This is a genomic window from Micromonospora sp. NPDC005707, assembly GCF_040631005.1.
GTDB lineage: Bacteria > Actinomycetota > Actinomycetes > Mycobacteriales > Micromonosporaceae > Micromonospora.
This window is the reverse complement of record NZ_JBEXYR010000001.1, coordinates 346,949-360,122: the sequence shown is the minus strand read 5'-3', so window position 1 is coordinate 360,122 and position 13,174 is coordinate 346,949. Positions and strand designations below refer to the sequence as shown.

Below are 13,174 nucleotides of genomic sequence, written 5' to 3'. Positions count from 1 at the left end.
TCGCGGCTCGTCCCCGGGATCGATGATGGTCGGAACGGGCCGGTCGACTAAGGAGCCGAGATGCAGGTGATCCACCAGCCCCGGGTGGCCTGGGACATGGCCCGGGTGGTCGGCGCGGCGGCCCTCGACGAGGAGCTGTTCGCCTGGCTCCGGCACGAACTCGGCACCCTGCTCGGCAAGCCCGCCGAGCAGGCGCTCACCGAGAGCCGGGAACGCGTCCAGCGCATCGGCGACGCCCGGCTCCCGGTCGAGACCGGACTGTGGCGGGTCCGGATCGAGGACGCCCTGCGACAGCGGCCCGAACTCGGTGGCGAACTCGCCGCCCTCACCGCGGTGGCCGTCGGCCTGCTGGCCGCCCGGCGGCCGTGAGCCCGTCTTAGCTTTCGCTTAGCCCGCTTGTCCGGCGCCCCACCGGTCCGGCAGCATCGACCGGCGTGACCGACGGCAGCGCTCCCGGCGGCCCCGTGCCCACCGCGGAACACCCACCCACTTCGGCCGGCCGCCGCCGCGCCCCGGCCGGCCCGCGCCGCTGGCTCGCCGCCGGCGGCCTCGCCGCGCTCGCCGCCGTGCTCGGCGTCACCCTCGCGGTACGCGGCGGCGCCGCCCCCGCCTGCGCCGCCCCACCGCCCCGCGCCCTGCCCGCCGGGGTGCTCGCCGCCCCACCGCTCGGCGGCACCGTCCACACCGGAAAGGCGACCTTCTACGACTCGAAGGGCGCCGGCGGCAACTGCTCCCGGCCCGCCGCACCCGCCAACCGGCTCTACGTCGCCCTCGGCCCCGCCGAGTACGCGGCCGGCGCGTCCTGCGGCGGCCACCTCGACGTCACCGGCCCCAGGGGCACCGTCCGCGTCCTCGTCATGGACCAGTGCCCGGAGTGCGAACCCGGCCACCTCGACCTCTCCGCCGAGGCGTTCGCCCGGATCGCCGACCCGGTGCAGGGCGTCGTCAAGGTCAGCTACCGCGCCGTGGTCGACCCGCCGCTGCCCGGCCCGCTCACCTTCCGCATCAAGGAGGGCGCCTCGCGGTGGTGGTTCGCCGTCCTCGTCGGCGACCACGGCAACCCGCTGCGCGCCGTCGAGGTGCGGCAGGGCGGGTCCTGGCGCGCCGCCACCCGCCAGGACTACAACTACTGGCTCATTCCCGCAGGCGCCGGCCCCGGGCCGTACACCATCCGGGTCAATGACGTGTACGGCCACCGCGCCACCGCCACCGGCATCCGGATGGCCCCCGGCCAGGTCCAGCGCAGCACGGTCCGGATGTACGGCGCCGGCACCCCGGCCCGGTCGGCGAAGCCCAGCCGCTCGCCCTCGGCCCGACCCAGCCCCCGGCCCAGCGCCTCCGCCACCCCGTCTTCCAGCACGTCACCCGGCAGCCCGGCGGTTCTGGACGCGGCCGCCGCCCCACCGGCCACCCCGGCCCCGGTCGTCGCCGCCTGCGGCTGACCGGTCCTCGCCCGATCAGCCCACGCGGCTCGTGGGCCGAAACACAGGACCAGGCGCGCCGCCGAGGCGACGGTCAGGCCGCGGGGGTGCCCAGGTCGAGCCACATGAAGACCTCGTCCCGGTCGTCGCCCGGGGCGAGCCGCAGCGCGCCAGGAAGCCGACCGACCTCGCGGTACCCGAGACGCTCGTAGAACCCGCCCAGGCCCAGCCCGTCGCGGACGGTCACGTGCAGCGCCGCCAGGCCCAGCTCCCGACCGATCCGCTCGGCCTCGCGCATCAGCGCCGCGCCGTAGCCGCGCCCCTGCGTGTCGGGGTGCACCATGACCCGCTTCAGCACCCGCCAGTGCGTCTTCAGGTGGAACCGGTTGTCCGCGATGATCAGCACGCCGACGAGGCGATCGCCCTCGTAGCCGACCAGCAGCCGGTCCGGCCCGTCCGCGATCGCGGCGAAGGTCGCCGCGGCCATGGGCCGCACGTCGGCCACGGTCACCGGGGCGACGAAGCCGACCGCCCCGCCGGCGTTGGTCACGTCCACCCAGAGCGCGATGATCTGCTCGCGCAGCTCAGGGGTGAGGTCGGGGTCGAGGACGAAGCGCAGGTTCACGCCCGCCATCCTGCGCGAGTCGACGCGACGCCGACCCTGGTTCGTGATCCTCACGACACACTGCTGGTGCGGGAGAGGGGAGTCGAACCCCCACGTCCTTTCGGACAATAGGACCTAAACCTATCGCGGCTGCCTGTTACGCCACTCCCGCAGACCCGCTGAGTCTAGTGCGTCGGGCCTCCAGCGTGGTGAGCCCAGCCTCCCGGAGGATCGCCTGGACGGTGCGATGACTGATCGCCGTGCCGCCGCCGGAGGCGTCGGTCAGCGCCACGGCGATCTTCCGGGAGCCGGCCTGAGGGTGCGCGAGTGCGAAGCGAATGACGAGATCCCGGAACTGGCGCTGGACCGGCCGGTCACGGACCCGCGACGGCGGCGCGATGGTTCCAGTCGCTTCAAGTCGTCGCCGCAACCTGCTCACGTGGTCTCTTGTGCAGTCGAGTAGGTGGGCGGCCTCCACGGTTGTCATGCGGCCGGCACTGACCTCCCTGACCAGAGTGTCGGCGTTCGGCGGCGGCCCATCGTCCGATTGGAAGCGCGCCGAGACGTCCGGCGAGGCGGCCGGGTCGGGCTGCGTCCGGCCCCGGCCTGCGAAGTTCGTGGTCTGGCTGTGGCAGTTGGGACACAACAGCCGCAGATTGGGTGGCCTGTTGTCGAGGCGGTCGCCGTTGATGTGGTCGACATGGAGGATCAATGGAGCGTCCTGCCACCACGGGCCGAGGCCGCAGACCTCACATCGTTCGGGGACGCCGATGGCAGCGAGGGCGCGCCGGAGCCGAAAGCCGGGCGTTCTGGCTGCGTCCGGCGGCAGCTGGACCAGAGTGTCCGACGGCGCCTGCCGCTGACCCTGCAATCCGCGGTTGTGCCCCTGTCCGGTGAAGTGTGAGGTGTCGACGCCGAAGCGCTTCAGCTGCCGGCTGATGTGAGCGTGTGAGCCGCCGCTCATCGGTATGCCCAGCAGCCGAAGCACCTCCGCGATGCTGCGGGCCCGAGCCGCCGCTGCCGCCAGAGTCTCGGGTGAGTATTTGTAGCGAGGCATGCGCCGACGGTAACGGCGGCCTCCGACAGGCTCAGTCGAGGCCGAGGTCGCGGCGCAGCTTGGCGACGTGCCCGGTGGCCTTGACGTTGTAGAGCGCCCGTTCGATCTTCCCGTCCTCGTCGACGACGAAGGTCGAGCGGATCACCCCGGTGACGGTGCGGCCGTACATCTGCTTCTCGCCGAACGCCCCGTAGGCGGTCAGCACCGCCTTGTCGGTGTCGGCGACCAGCGGGAAGGTGATGGCGTCCCGGTCGCGGAACTTGGCCAGCTTCTCCGGCTTGTCGGGGGAGATGCCGACGACCTCGTAGCCGGCGGCCTGGAGCGAGGCGAGCGAGTCGCGGAAGTCGCAGGCCTGCTTGGTGCAGCCGGGCGTCATGGCGGCCGGGTACGCGTACAGGATGACCTTGCGGCCGCGCAGGTCGGCCAGGGACAGGGTCCCGCCGCTGTCGGTGGGGAGGGTGAAGTCGGGGGCGGGGTCGCCGGGGTTCAGGCGGTCGGTCATGGCGGAGACGATACCGCCGCCGTCGGGTTCGGGGCGGGTGGCGACGCGCCGTCCGGGTGATGATCACCATGGCTTGTTGCAAGGGATTGGCAACAGCGGTCCCGCACAAATAAGCTCAGCCCGTGGAAACCCTGGCGATGCACATCTCGAACGGGATCATCGACGGTCCCGTCGCCGCGGTGTTCGCGGCCCTCGCGCTGGCCGTGCTCACCTTCTGCGTGCTGCGCGGGCGCCGCGACCTCGACGACCGGCTGGCTCCGATGGCCGGCCTGGTGGCCGCGTTCATCTTCGCCGTGCAGATGCTCAACTTCCCGATCTTCACGGCCGGGGTCAGCGGCCACCTGCTCGGTGGCGCCCTCGCCGCGCTGCTGGTCGGCCCGTGGGTGGGCGCGCTCTGCGTCGCCGTGGTGCTGGTGGTGCAGGCGCTGGTGTTCGGCGACGGCGGGGTGGCGATGCTCGGCCTCAACATCACCAACATGGCGCTGCTCGGCACCGCCGCCGCCTACCTGCTGATCGCGCTGCTGCTGCGGGTCCTGCCGCGTACGCCGACCGGGCTCGCCATCACCGCCTTCGTCTCCGCGCTGGTCAGCGTCGTGGTGGCGTCCCAGGGGTTCGTGGTCGAGTACTGGCTGGGCGGCACCACCGACCTGGGCGGCAACCTGGCCGGGCTGTCCGGCACGATGGCCGGCGTCCACCTGCTGATCGGCATCGGCGAGGGCCTGATCACCGCGACCACCGTCGTCACCGTCGCCAAGGTCCGCCCCGACCTGGTGTACGCCCTGCGCGCCCTCAAGCCGGCCGTGCCGGCTCCCGCCGTCCCGGTCACCGGAGGTGCCCGATGAGCAAGCGTTCCTGGCCGTTCCTCCTCGGCGGCCTGCTGGTCGCCCTGCTGCTGGCCGGCGTGGTCAGCAACTACGCCTCGTCGCATCCGGACGGGCTCGACTCGTCGCTGCTCAAGGGCTGCACGGTCAACGCCGACGACGAGATCACCGGCGGCAGCTGCCCGGCCCAGCGGGCCAAGGACCACGAGCTGGCGGACAGCCCGCTGGCCGACTACGGCGTGCGCGGGGTGAGCAACGACTTCCTCTCCACCGGCCTGTCCGGGGTGCTCGGCGTGCTGCTCACCTTCGCCATCGGCGGCGGCCTGTTCTGGCTGGCCCGCCGCCGCGGCCCGGCGACCGACCCGGCCACCGGCCCGGCCAGCGGCCCGGCGGGTCCCACGAGCGAGCCGGCCGCCGACGAGCGTCCGGCGCGCGCCGCCGGCACCCGCTGAGTCCCGGATGGGTGCCGGCCACGCCCACGTGCTCTACCGCGAGTCGTCCTCGCCGGTGCACCGCCTCCCGCCCGAGGTGAAGATCGCCGCGATGGTGCTGTTCACCGTCGCGGTGGTCGCCACACCCCGGGCGGCGTACTGGGCCTTCGGCGGTTACGCCCTGCTGGTCGTCGCCGTGGCGGCGCTGGCCCGGGTGGGGCCGCGCTGGCTGCTCGGCCGGGCGCTCATCGAGCTGCCGTTCGTGCTGTTCGCGTTCGCGTTGCCGTTCTTCGGCACCGGGGAGCGGGCCGAGGTGGCCGGGCTGAGCCTCTCCGTCGACGGGCTGCACGGCGCGTGGAACATCCTGGCCAAGGGCACGCTCGGCGTACTCGCGTCGCTCCTGCTGGCGGCGACCACGACGACGCGGGACCTGATCGTCGGCCTGGACCGGCTGCGCTGCCCGCAGATCCTCACCCAGATCGCCACGTTCATGCTGCGCTACCTGGATGTGCTGGTGGGGGAGGCCCGGCGGATGCGGGTGGCCCGGATGTCCCGGGGCGACGACCCGCGTTTCCTCTGGCAGCTCCGCGGGTTCGCCGCCGGGGTCGGTGCGCTCTTCCTGCGGGCCTTCGAGCGGGGCGAGCGGGTCTACCTGGCCATGGTCTCCCGTGGCTACACGGGCCGGATGCCGGCGGTGTGGCAGGGCGCGGGCGCGGCCACCGCCGGCCAGTGGGCGGCCGCCGCGACGGTGCCGGCGATCGCGGCCACCATCGCCGCCGTCGCGCTCGTCCTGACATGATCGGGTACGTGCAGCAGCCGCCCTCCCTGGACGTCCGTGGCGTCCGGTACGCGTACCCGGACGGTCACGTCGCCCTGCACGGGGTGGACCTGGCCGTGCCGCGCGGCGAGCGGGTGGCGCTGCTCGGGCCGAACGGCGCCGGCAAGACCACCCTGGTGCTGCACCTCAACGGCATCCTCACCCCGACCGCGGGCACGGTCAGCGTGGGTGGCCTGACGGTGAGCCGGGACCGGGACACCCTGGCCGAGATCCGCCGCCGGGTGGGCATCGTCTTCCAGGACCCGGACGACCAGCTCTTCCTGCCCACCGTCGCCGAGGACGTCGCCTTCGGGCCGGCCAACCTGGGGCTGCGCGGGGCGGAGCTGGCCGCCCGGGTGGACGAGGCGCTCGCGGCGGTGGGGATGGCCGAGCACCGGGACCGGGCGCCGCACCACCTCTCGTTCGGGCAGCGCCGACGGGTGGCGGTGGCCACCGTGCTGGCCATGCGCCCGGAGATCCTGGTGCTGGACGAGCCGTCGTCCAACCTCGATCCGGCGGCCCGCCGGGAGCTGGCGGAGATCCTGCGCGGTCTCCCGGTGACCCTGCTGATGGTCACCCACGACCTGCCGTACGCGGCGGAGCTCTGTGACCGCTCGGTGATCCTGGACGCCGGCCGGGTCGTCGCCGACGCACCCACCCTGGAGCTGCTCTCCGACGAGCGCCTGCTCGCCGAGCACCGCCTGGAGCTGCCCTACGGCTTCGTACCCCGCCCGTCCTGAGTCAGCGGGCGGCGGGCGTCGCCGGGGTGCGGCGGGCGGCCCGGGAGGCGGTGCGCAGGCGCAGGAGGCCGGCGGCGACCGCGCCGAGGCCGGTGGCGAGCGCCACGGTGACCAGGACGCGGGCGAGGGTGGGCGGGCCGGCGGCCGGTGCCACCGAGCGGGACAGGACGGCCAGGTTCGTGACGCCGGCGAACAGGGTCAGGCAGGCGCCCGCCAGTGCGAGCGCGAAGTCGGCGGCCGGGCGGCGGGCCAGCGCGTAGCCGCCGGCGGCGAGCGCGCCGAGCCCGGTGAGCAGCGTCCACATCTGCCCGGTGAGCAGGTTGAGCAGCACCCCGCCGGCCCCGGCGGCGCCGGCGTCCACGGCCTTGCCGACGGTGAGCGCCACCGCCGCCGCCCCGCCCAGGGCGAGCAGCGCCCCCACGCCGCGCAGCGCGCGGACGCCGGTGGCGGTGCCGGCCGGGACCAGGCCGGCCGCGCCGATCACCAGGAGGCCGAGGGTGGCGGCCACCCACCACGGGTACGCGTCCGGCGGCGGCACCCAGTCCAGGGTGCCGCGCAGCTCGATGGTGCCGGTGCCGGCGCGCAGCGGCACCACCCAGTCGCGCACCCGCTGCTCCCGGTCCGGGGTGGCGGTCACCTGGGCCGGCGGCTCGGACTCCAGCCAGAGCGTCCGCTGGTCGTGCCAGCGGGCCGTCGGCCCGTCGGCGATCCGCCGCCAGACCGGCGCGGCGGCCGGGTCGGCTTCCGGCGGGAGCTGGGTGTCCCCGGCGAGGGTGCGGTTGAGGTAGGTGGCGGGGGAGCGGGTGTTCTCGTACACCCCGCCGGGCCCGATCCGCAGGTACGGCTCGCCGGAGTAACCGGGCACCTCGACGTCGGCGCCGGTGCGGTTGGTCAGTTCGAGGCGGGCGCCGGCCTCGACCATCCGGGCGGTGAGCCCGGGCCGGGCCGGAGTGATCCCGGTGACCTCGGCCCGGTAGTCGGTGCCGTCGGGGGCGTCCGCGCCGTGCGCGGCGGCCGGGGTGGCGAGGGCGAGGAGGGTGGCGAGCGCGGCGGTGACCACCAGCGCGGCCCGCCGCAGCGGTGCGGGGATCACCTGCCGGCCGCCTCCACGGCCGCCCGGAGCCCCTCCGGGCTGCGGTCCTCGAGGTCCTTGCCGTTGATCCGGATGGTCGGCGTGCTGCTCACGCCGGCCTTGCTGGCGTCGTCGGTGACGTGCTCGGTCCACGTCTTGTACTTCCCGTCCTTCACGCAGGAGCCGAAGTCGTCCCGGTTGAGCCCGACGCCCGCGCCGATGTCGATCAGCTCGTCGTCGCTGAGCCCGGCGCTGCCCTCGGCCGGCTGCCGGGCGAAGAGCTGGTCGGTGAACTCCTTGAACTTGCCGCCCTGTGCGGCGCAGCCGGCGGCGGCCGAGGAGCGGGTGGAGTATTCCGTGGTGGAGAAGCGGTTGAGGAAGGCCACCGGATGGAAGTTCACCCGGATCTTGTCCTCGTTGAGCAACTGGTTGATCGTCGCGCCGCTGGTGTCCTGGAACCGCTTGCACGCCGGGCAGAGGTAGTCCTCGTAGAGGTCGACGGTGACCGCGCCCTGGCCGAGGACGATGGCGCTGCCGGGCGGGTTGGCGCCGGGCGGGGTGGTGAAGGTGTCCGACTTCTGGCTGGAGAAGACCGTCCAGCCGATCAGCCCGGCGATCACCAGCACCACCACGGCGGCGACGGAGGTCCAGATCGTGCGGGTGCGCCGCTTCTCCCGGGCGATCTGGGCGCGGACCACCTGGGCCGCGTTCTTCCGCCCCTTGCGACTACTCATCGTCGACCTCCACGGTGTCGCCCGCCAGCCAGCCGTCCAGCGAGAACGGAGTGCGGGGCCAGGTCAGCAGGAACCCGGCCAGTACCAGGAATCCCAGGTCCCGGAGGATCTCCGGGAGGTAGCTCGGTGCCTGGCCGGCGGCGAGCTGCCCGCCGCTGCCGAAGCACCCGCAGTCGATGGCCAGGCCACGGGACCAGGCCGAGGTGATGCCGGCGATGAAGACGACCAGCAGCGCCGCGGAGACGCCGGCGGCGAGCCGGGTGGCCAGCCCGACGAACAGGAGCACGCCGAGCGCCAGCTCGACGAAGGGCAGCGCGGCGCCGATCACGGTGGCCAGGTCGTACGGCATCACCTGGTAGGCGTTGACCGCCCGGCCGGAGGCGGCCAGGTCGCCGACCTTGGCGGCGCCGGCGATCAACCAGACGGCGGCCAGGCCGAGGCGGGCCGCGATGCCGAGCCAGGGCCGGACGGCGGGCCATCGGCCGGCCCGGGTGGGGTGTGCGGTCACGGTCATTGGTCGCTGCGGACCCGAGGAAAGTTCCACGATCAGCCGGTCAACGCGTCGCCGGCGGCCTCGACCAGCTCGTCGCGGGCGCGGGCGACGCGGGAGCGGATGGTGCCCACCGGCACCCCCTCCACGGCGGCGGCCTCGGCGTACGACAGGCCGAGCAACTGGGTGAGCACGAACGCGGAGCGCCGTTCGGCGGGCAGCCGGCGGACCAGGTCGGTGGCGCCGAGCTGCCCGGCCGGGTCGGGGTGGGGCCGGTCGGTGGCCGCGTTCGCGGCGAGCCGCGCGTCCAGGCGCCGGCGGCGGACCACGGTGCGGAGGTGGTCGGCGCAGGCCCGCCGGGCGATGCCGAGCAGCCAGGTCCGCGCGGTGGACCGCCCCTCGAACGCGGGCAGCGCCCGGAACGCCCGCAGGTACGTCTCCTGGGTCAGGTCGTCCGCGCTGTCCGGGTCGACCAGGGCGGCGGCGAAGCGCCACACCTCGGCCTGGGTGGCCCGGACGAAGGCGGCCTGGGCCATCGGGTCCCCCGCCCGGGCGGCCAGCGCCCAGTCGGTCGCGGCGTCCCGCGCAGCGTCGTGCGCCGGCGCCGCGGGGCGGCCGGCGGAGGTGTCGCGCGGGGCGGGGATCACGACAGACGAGGTTACGCGGCGTACCTGTGCCGGACAGGGTCCTTCGGCCCATTACGTGGTCCCGCCCACGCCGGGAACTTTTTCCGCACGCCCGCCGACTACCCGAACGTGACATGCGACGACGCGCGTGCCGTCGGGCTGCCCGCGGCGACGGCGCCGGTGCGCGGATGAGGCCGGCTCGCCGGGGGCCGGGCGGTTCGGGAACCATGACGGTCATGACTGCTGCCGTACGCCGCCGCCCCGTGGCCGTCGCCGACCGTCCCTGGGCCGCCCGGCTGGCGACCGCCGCCGGACTGCTGGTCACCCTCGTCGCCCTGCTGCTGGCCCCGGCCACCTCGGCCAGCGCCCACGCGGTGCTGGTGAGCAGCAGCCCCGCCGCCTCGGCCGTGGTGTCGGACGCGCCCACCGAAGTGGTGATCACCTTCAGTGAGGGGGTCCGCAAGGTCCCCGACAAGGTGCGGGTGATCGCGCCGGACGGCTCCCGGGCCGACCGGGGCGAGCCGACCTTCAAGGGCGCGGTGGTCACCATCCCGGTGGACCCGTCCGGCGCGCGCGGCACCTACCTGGTCAGCTACCGGGTGATCTCGGCCGACAGCCACCCGGTCTCCGGCGCGTTCACCTATTCGGTCGGCGCGCCGTCCACGCCGCCCACGGACACCGGCGCGGACACGCGGGCGAACCCGGTGGTGGGCAACGCGGTCAAGGTGGCGAAGTACCTCGGCTACGTCGGGCTGTTGCTGCTCGTCGGCCCGGCGCTGGTGCTGGCCGCCCTCTGGCCCCGCCGGCTGTCCCGGCGTGGCCCGGCCCGGCTCGCCTGGTCGGGGCTGGGCCTGCTGGCCGTGGCCACGGTCGCCGAACTGTGGCTCCAGGTCCCCTACACCAACGGCGGCGGCCTGTTCGACGTCACCGGGGCTGGCCTCGGCGACGTGCTGGGCAGCACCTACGGCGCCACGCACCTGGTCCGGCTCGGCCTGCTGGCCGCGGCGGCGTTCCTGCTCCGCCCGCTCTTCGCCGGGCCGGTCGGCCGCACCGACGGGCTCATCCTGGCCATCCTCGGCGGGGCGGCGCTGTTCACCTGGCCCCTCGCCGGTCACCCGGCCGCGTCGCCGGCGCCCGCCGTGTCGGTGGTGGTGGACGCCGTGCACCTGGGCAGCATGGCCGTCTGGCTGGGCGGCCTGGTGATGCTCGCGGTCTTCCTGCTGCGCCGGGCCGACGAGCGGGAGCTGGACGCGATCCTGCCGATCTGGTCCCGCTGGGCCGCGCTGGCGGTGGCCGCGCTGCTGCTCGCCGGCACCGTGCAGGGGCTGATCGAGGTGGCCACCCCGAAGGCGCTCGTCGACACCACGTACGGGCGGCTGCTGCTCGCCAAGATCGTGCTGTTCGCGCTGGTGATCGGGGTGGCCGCGTACTCCCGGGCGCTGGTGCGGCGGCGTGCCGCCGCGGGCCGTCCGGGGTCCATGCGGCGGGCGGTGGTGGCCGAGCTGGTGATCACCGCGGTGGTGCTGGGCCTGTCGGCGACGCTGGTGCAGACGACCCCGGCCCGCACCGCCTCCGGCACCGTGGCCGGCGCCCCGGACAACTTCTTCTCCACCACGCTGAGCAGCCCGCTCTACTCGCTCCAGGTCGAGCTGGACCCGGCCGAGACGGGCAGCAACTCGCTGCACCTCTACGCGTACACCAAGGACAACCGGCCCCAGCCGGTGCAGGAGTGGAAGGCCACCGCCGCGCTGCCGTCGGCGGGCATCGAGCCGATCACGATCCCGCTGCTGCCGCTGACCGACAACCACGCCTTCGGCGAGATCAACCTCCCGGCGGAGGGGCAGTGGCAGCTCCGCTTCACCGTCCGCACGTCCGAGATCGACCAGGCCACGGTGACCGCCACCGTGCCCGTCAAGTAAACGGAAGGCTCGCCCACATGACCCGTCTCCGGCGTCCCGCAACCGCCGCCGCGCTCACCATCGCCGCCGTGGCCACGGCCGTGCTCGGCCTGGCCGGGCCAGCCTCGGCGCACGTCACCGTCAACCCGAAGGAGGCCACGCAGGGCAGCTACGGCCGCTTCGCCTTCCGGGTGCCGAACGAGAGCGACACGGCGTCGACCACCAAGGTGGAGGTGAACCTGCCGGAGAACGCCCCGGTCGGCTCGGTCTCCACGATGCCGGTGCCGGGGTGGACGGTCGCGGTGGAGAAGCGCAAGGTCGACCCGCCGATCGAGGTGCACGGCAGCCAGCTCACCGAGGCGGTCTCCAAGCTCACCTGGACGGCCGCCCCGAACGGCGGGGTGAAGCCGGGCGAGTTCCAGGAGTTCCCGGTGTCGATGGGCCCGCTGCCGCAGGTCGACCGGATGGTGTTCAAGGTCCTCCAGACCTACTCGGACGGCAACGTCTCGCGCTGGATCGAGGAGCCCACGCCGGGCGGTGAGGAGCCGGAGAACCCCGCGCCGGTGCTCACCCTGGCCGCCGCCTCGGCGTCCGCCTCGCCGGCCGCGAGCGCCCCGGCCGCCGCCGCTCCCTCCGACGACGATGACGACGACGCCGACACCGGGGCCGCCACCGCGTTCGGCGTGGCCGGCCTGGTCGCCGGCCTGGCCGGCCTGATCCTCGGCGGGCTGGCCTTCCTGCGTACCCGCCGGGAGCCCGCCGCGAAGTCCTGACCTGCGTTGTCGCTCCGGCCCGTCGGTTCTTCCGGCGGGCCGGCGGTCTTTCCGCGGTCCTTCGGGCGCTTGCCGTGGATATCCGGCGAATCGTCGGTCGGCGTCGGTAAGGTCGGCCGGGTACTTCGCTACCGAGGGGGACGACGCGAATGCGTTTCGTGCGCACGATCGCCGGCATGCTGCTGTTGACCGTGGGGATTCCGGCCCTGCTGGCGGGCGCGGGGCTCTGGCTCGCCGCCCGGCACGCCGACCCGGACGGCGGCTTCGGCGCCCGCTTCGAGACGATCCGCACCCCCGCCCGGGCGGTCGTGGTGACCGACGTGGACGCCCTGCTCCGCGCCGACGCGCCGATCGCCCGGGCCGGGCAGACCCGGCTGCGGCTCACCGCGCGGACCGCCGACGGCCCCGCCTTCCTCGGCCTCGCCCCGACCGACCAGGTGCGACGGTGGCTGGCCGACGTCCCGCACACCACCATGCGTCGGGTCGCGCTGTCCCGGGGGCCGCTGCCGGTCCGCCTCGACCCGCCCACCGCCGGCGCCGCGGCCGCCGTCCCGCTCGGCCAGGACCTCTGGGTACGCCAGGGCGTCGGCGTTCTGGAGTGGAGCCCGGGCGAGCTGGCCGACCGCTCGCTGAGCCTGGTGGTGATGCGGCCGGACGGGCGGGCCGACCTGGCTCTGGACCTGCGCGCCGAGCTGCGCGCCGGCTGGTTCCCCGGCGTGGCCTGGGCGCTGCTGGCCGGCGGGACGCTGCTGGTGGTGCTCGCCGTGGTGCTGCTGCTGCGCCCGGTCCGCCCGCGCGAGGTGGTCTTCGTGGTCGAGCCGGACCAGGTTCCCGTGCTGGCCGGCCGGCTGGGCGTCAGCTCGCTCAGCGGGCTGGGCCAGCGGGCGGAGCCGGCCACCCTGCCCGACCGGCAACTGGTCTCGGTCGGGTCGGCGCCCGCCGAGCGGTCCCGCGCGGCGATCGGCCCGGTGCCGAGCCGGCGGCCCGAGAGCCTGGCCGACCTGCCGGCCGACCCGGACTGGTCGTGGCCGCCGGTGACCACCACCGGGACGCCCCGGCCGGTCCGGCCGGCCCCGCCCGTCGACGAGTGATCGACCCCAACGGCGGTGGCCCTCCGCGCTGCCGACGCGGAGGGCCACCGTCACCGGGGGATCGGTGCTACCTGGGAGAAACCTGAGGTAGTTGAGA

The 13,174-nt window shown here is 74.7% G+C and carries 15 protein-coding genes, 1 tRNA gene and 1 pseudogene; 9 read left to right on the top strand and 8 right to left on the bottom strand.

Going from position 1 to position 13,174, the window contains the following annotated elements:
* Positions 1 to 60 precede the first annotated feature (60 nt).
* Together ABZ452_RS01680 and ABZ452_RS01675 are read left to right on the top strand one after the other, a co-directional pair.
* Positions 61 to 369 carry a hypothetical protein gene (locus ABZ452_RS01680; RefSeq protein WP_357937740.1) on the top strand — a complete coding sequence of 103 codons (309 nt, stop codon included), beginning with the start codon at positions 61 to 63 and terminating at the stop codon, positions 367 to 369.
* A gap of 65 nt (positions 370 to 434) precedes the next feature.
* Complete coding sequence (locus ABZ452_RS01675; protein ID WP_357937738.1) at positions 435 to 1,442, top strand: expansin EXLX1 family cellulose-binding protein; 1,008 nt, start codon at positions 435 to 437, stop codon at positions 1,440 to 1,442.
* Positions 1,443 to 1,515: 73 nt separating this feature from the next.
* Here the strand turns inward: ABZ452_RS01675 and ABZ452_RS01670 are convergent, their stop codons facing one another.
* The 4 genes from ABZ452_RS01670 to bcp all read right to left on the bottom strand — a co-directional run bounded on the left by ABZ452_RS01670 (position 1,516) and on the right by bcp (position 3,584).
* Positions 1,516 to 2,046 (bottom strand): GNAT family N-acetyltransferase, encoded by a 531-nt coding sequence (locus ABZ452_RS01670; RefSeq protein ID WP_357937736.1) that lies wholly within the window; start codon positions 2,044 to 2,046, stop codon positions 1,516 to 1,518.
* A gap of 64 nt (positions 2,047 to 2,110) precedes the next feature.
* A tRNA-Leu gene (locus ABZ452_RS01665) sits at positions 2,111 to 2,197 on the bottom strand.
* A complete protein-coding gene (locus tag ABZ452_RS01660) occupies positions 2,183 to 3,013 on the bottom strand; it encodes an HNH endonuclease (RefSeq protein ID WP_357937735.1) in 831 nt (276 codons plus the stop codon). Before ABZ452_RS01660 ends, ABZ452_RS01665 begins: the two co-directional genes overlap by 15 nt.
* A 100-nt stretch (positions 3,014 to 3,113) precedes the next feature.
* A complete protein-coding gene (bcp, locus tag ABZ452_RS01655; protein ID WP_357937733.1) occupies positions 3,114 to 3,584 on the bottom strand; it encodes a thioredoxin-dependent thiol peroxidase in 471 nt (156 codons plus the stop codon).
* A gap of 122 nt (positions 3,585 to 3,706) precedes the next feature.
* Between bcp and ABZ452_RS01650 the strand changes: the two genes are divergently transcribed.
* From ABZ452_RS01650 to ABZ452_RS01635, 4 genes are read left to right on the top strand one after another with little or no spacing between them, the layout of a single operon-like run.
* Complete coding sequence (locus ABZ452_RS01650; protein ID WP_357937731.1) at positions 3,707 to 4,426, top strand: energy-coupling factor ABC transporter permease; 720 nt, start codon at positions 3,707 to 3,709, stop codon at positions 4,424 to 4,426.
* Positions 4,423 to 4,857: a PDGLE domain-containing protein gene (locus ABZ452_RS01645; protein WP_357937729.1), complete on the top strand. Its 435-nt coding sequence runs from the start codon at positions 4,423 to 4,425 to the stop codon at positions 4,855 to 4,857. Before ABZ452_RS01650 ends, ABZ452_RS01645 begins: the two co-directional genes overlap by 4 nt.
* Positions 4,858 to 4,864: 7 nt before the next feature.
* The gene (cbiQ, locus tag ABZ452_RS01640) at positions 4,865 to 5,635 is read left to right on the top strand and encodes a cobalt ECF transporter T component CbiQ (protein ID WP_357937728.1); all 771 of its coding nucleotides are present in this window, start codon (positions 4,865 to 4,867) and stop codon (positions 5,633 to 5,635) included.
* The gene (locus tag ABZ452_RS01635) at positions 5,632 to 6,393 is read left to right on the top strand and encodes an ABC transporter ATP-binding protein (RefSeq protein WP_357937726.1); all 762 of its coding nucleotides are present in this window, start codon (positions 5,632 to 5,634) and stop codon (positions 6,391 to 6,393) included. Before cbiQ ends, ABZ452_RS01635 begins: the two co-directional genes overlap by 4 nt.
* Before the next feature lies 1 nt (position 6,394).
* Here ABZ452_RS01635 and ABZ452_RS01630 read toward each other — a convergent pair whose 3' ends face one another.
* From ABZ452_RS01630 to ABZ452_RS01615, 4 genes are read right to left on the bottom strand one after another with little or no spacing between them, the layout of a single operon-like run.
* A complete protein-coding gene (locus ABZ452_RS01630; RefSeq protein ID WP_357938171.1) occupies positions 6,395 to 7,483 on the bottom strand; it encodes a hypothetical protein in 1,089 nt (362 codons plus the stop codon).
* Positions 7,483 to 8,199, bottom strand: a complete 717-nt coding sequence (locus ABZ452_RS01625) for a thioredoxin domain-containing protein (RefSeq protein ID WP_357937725.1) — start codon at positions 8,197 to 8,199, stop codon at positions 7,483 to 7,485. Before ABZ452_RS01625 ends, ABZ452_RS01630 begins: the two co-directional genes overlap by 1 nt.
* The gene (locus ABZ452_RS01620) at positions 8,192 to 8,713 is read right to left on the bottom strand and encodes a MauE/DoxX family redox-associated membrane protein (RefSeq protein WP_357937723.1); all 522 of its coding nucleotides are present in this window, start codon (positions 8,711 to 8,713) and stop codon (positions 8,192 to 8,194) included. The genes ABZ452_RS01625 and ABZ452_RS01620 overlap by 8 nt, the downstream gene beginning before the upstream one ends.
* A gap of 32 nt (positions 8,714 to 8,745) precedes the next feature.
* A complete protein-coding gene (locus ABZ452_RS01615) occupies positions 8,746 to 9,336 on the bottom strand; it encodes a sigma-70 family RNA polymerase sigma factor (RefSeq protein ID WP_357937721.1) in 591 nt (196 codons plus the stop codon).
* A gap of 215 nt (positions 9,337 to 9,551) precedes the next feature.
* On the opposite strand from ABZ452_RS01615, the gene ABZ452_RS01610 reads away from it, so the two are divergent.
* The 3 genes and pseudogenes from ABZ452_RS01610 to ABZ452_RS01600 all read left to right on the top strand — a co-directional run.
* On the top strand, positions 9,552 to 11,234 hold the full coding sequence (locus tag ABZ452_RS01610; RefSeq protein WP_357937719.1) for a copper resistance protein CopC: 1,683 nt from the start codon (positions 9,552 to 9,554) through the stop codon (positions 11,232 to 11,234).
* Positions 11,235 to 11,251: 17 nt separating this feature from the next.
* A complete protein-coding gene (locus ABZ452_RS01605; protein WP_357937717.1) occupies positions 11,252 to 11,986 on the top strand; it encodes a YcnI family protein in 735 nt (244 codons plus the stop codon).
* A 662-nt stretch (positions 11,987 to 12,648) separates the two neighbouring features.
* A pseudogene (locus ABZ452_RS01600) lies at positions 12,649 to 12,864 on the top strand (hypothetical protein); the annotation flags it as partial.
* Positions 12,865 to 13,174 lie beyond the last annotated feature (310 nt).

Excerpts from the sequence above, each read along its gene's own strand:
- ABZ452_RS01680 (WP_357937740.1), top strand. The coding sequence starts at position 61 with ATGCAGGTGATCCACCAGCCCCGGGTGGCCTGGGACATGGCCCGGGTG.
- bcp (WP_357937733.1), bottom strand. The coding sequence starts at position 3,584 with ATGACCGACCGCCTGAACCCCGGCGACCCCGCCCCCGACTTCACCCTC.
- ABZ452_RS01645 (WP_357937729.1), top strand. The coding sequence starts at position 4,423 with ATGAGCAAGCGTTCCTGGCCGTTCCTCCTCGGCGGCCTGCTGGTCGCC.
- cbiQ (WP_357937728.1), top strand. The coding sequence starts at position 4,865 with ATGGGTGCCGGCCACGCCCACGTGCTCTACCGCGAGTCGTCCTCGCCG.
- ABZ452_RS01635 (WP_357937726.1), top strand. The coding sequence starts at position 5,632 with ATGATCGGGTACGTGCAGCAGCCGCCCTCCCTGGACGTCCGTGGCGTC.
- ABZ452_RS01625 (WP_357937725.1), bottom strand. The coding sequence starts at position 8,199 with ATGAGTAGTCGCAAGGGGCGGAAGAACGCGGCCCAGGTGGTCCGCGCC.
- ABZ452_RS01620 (WP_357937723.1), bottom strand. The coding sequence starts at position 8,713 with ATGACCGTGACCGCACACCCCACCCGGGCCGGCCGATGGCCCGCCGTC.
- ABZ452_RS01610 (WP_357937719.1), top strand. The coding sequence starts at position 9,552 with ATGACTGCTGCCGTACGCCGCCGCCCCGTGGCCGTCGCCGACCGTCCC.
- ABZ452_RS01605 (WP_357937717.1), top strand. The coding sequence starts at position 11,252 with ATGACCCGTCTCCGGCGTCCCGCAACCGCCGCCGCGCTCACCATCGCC.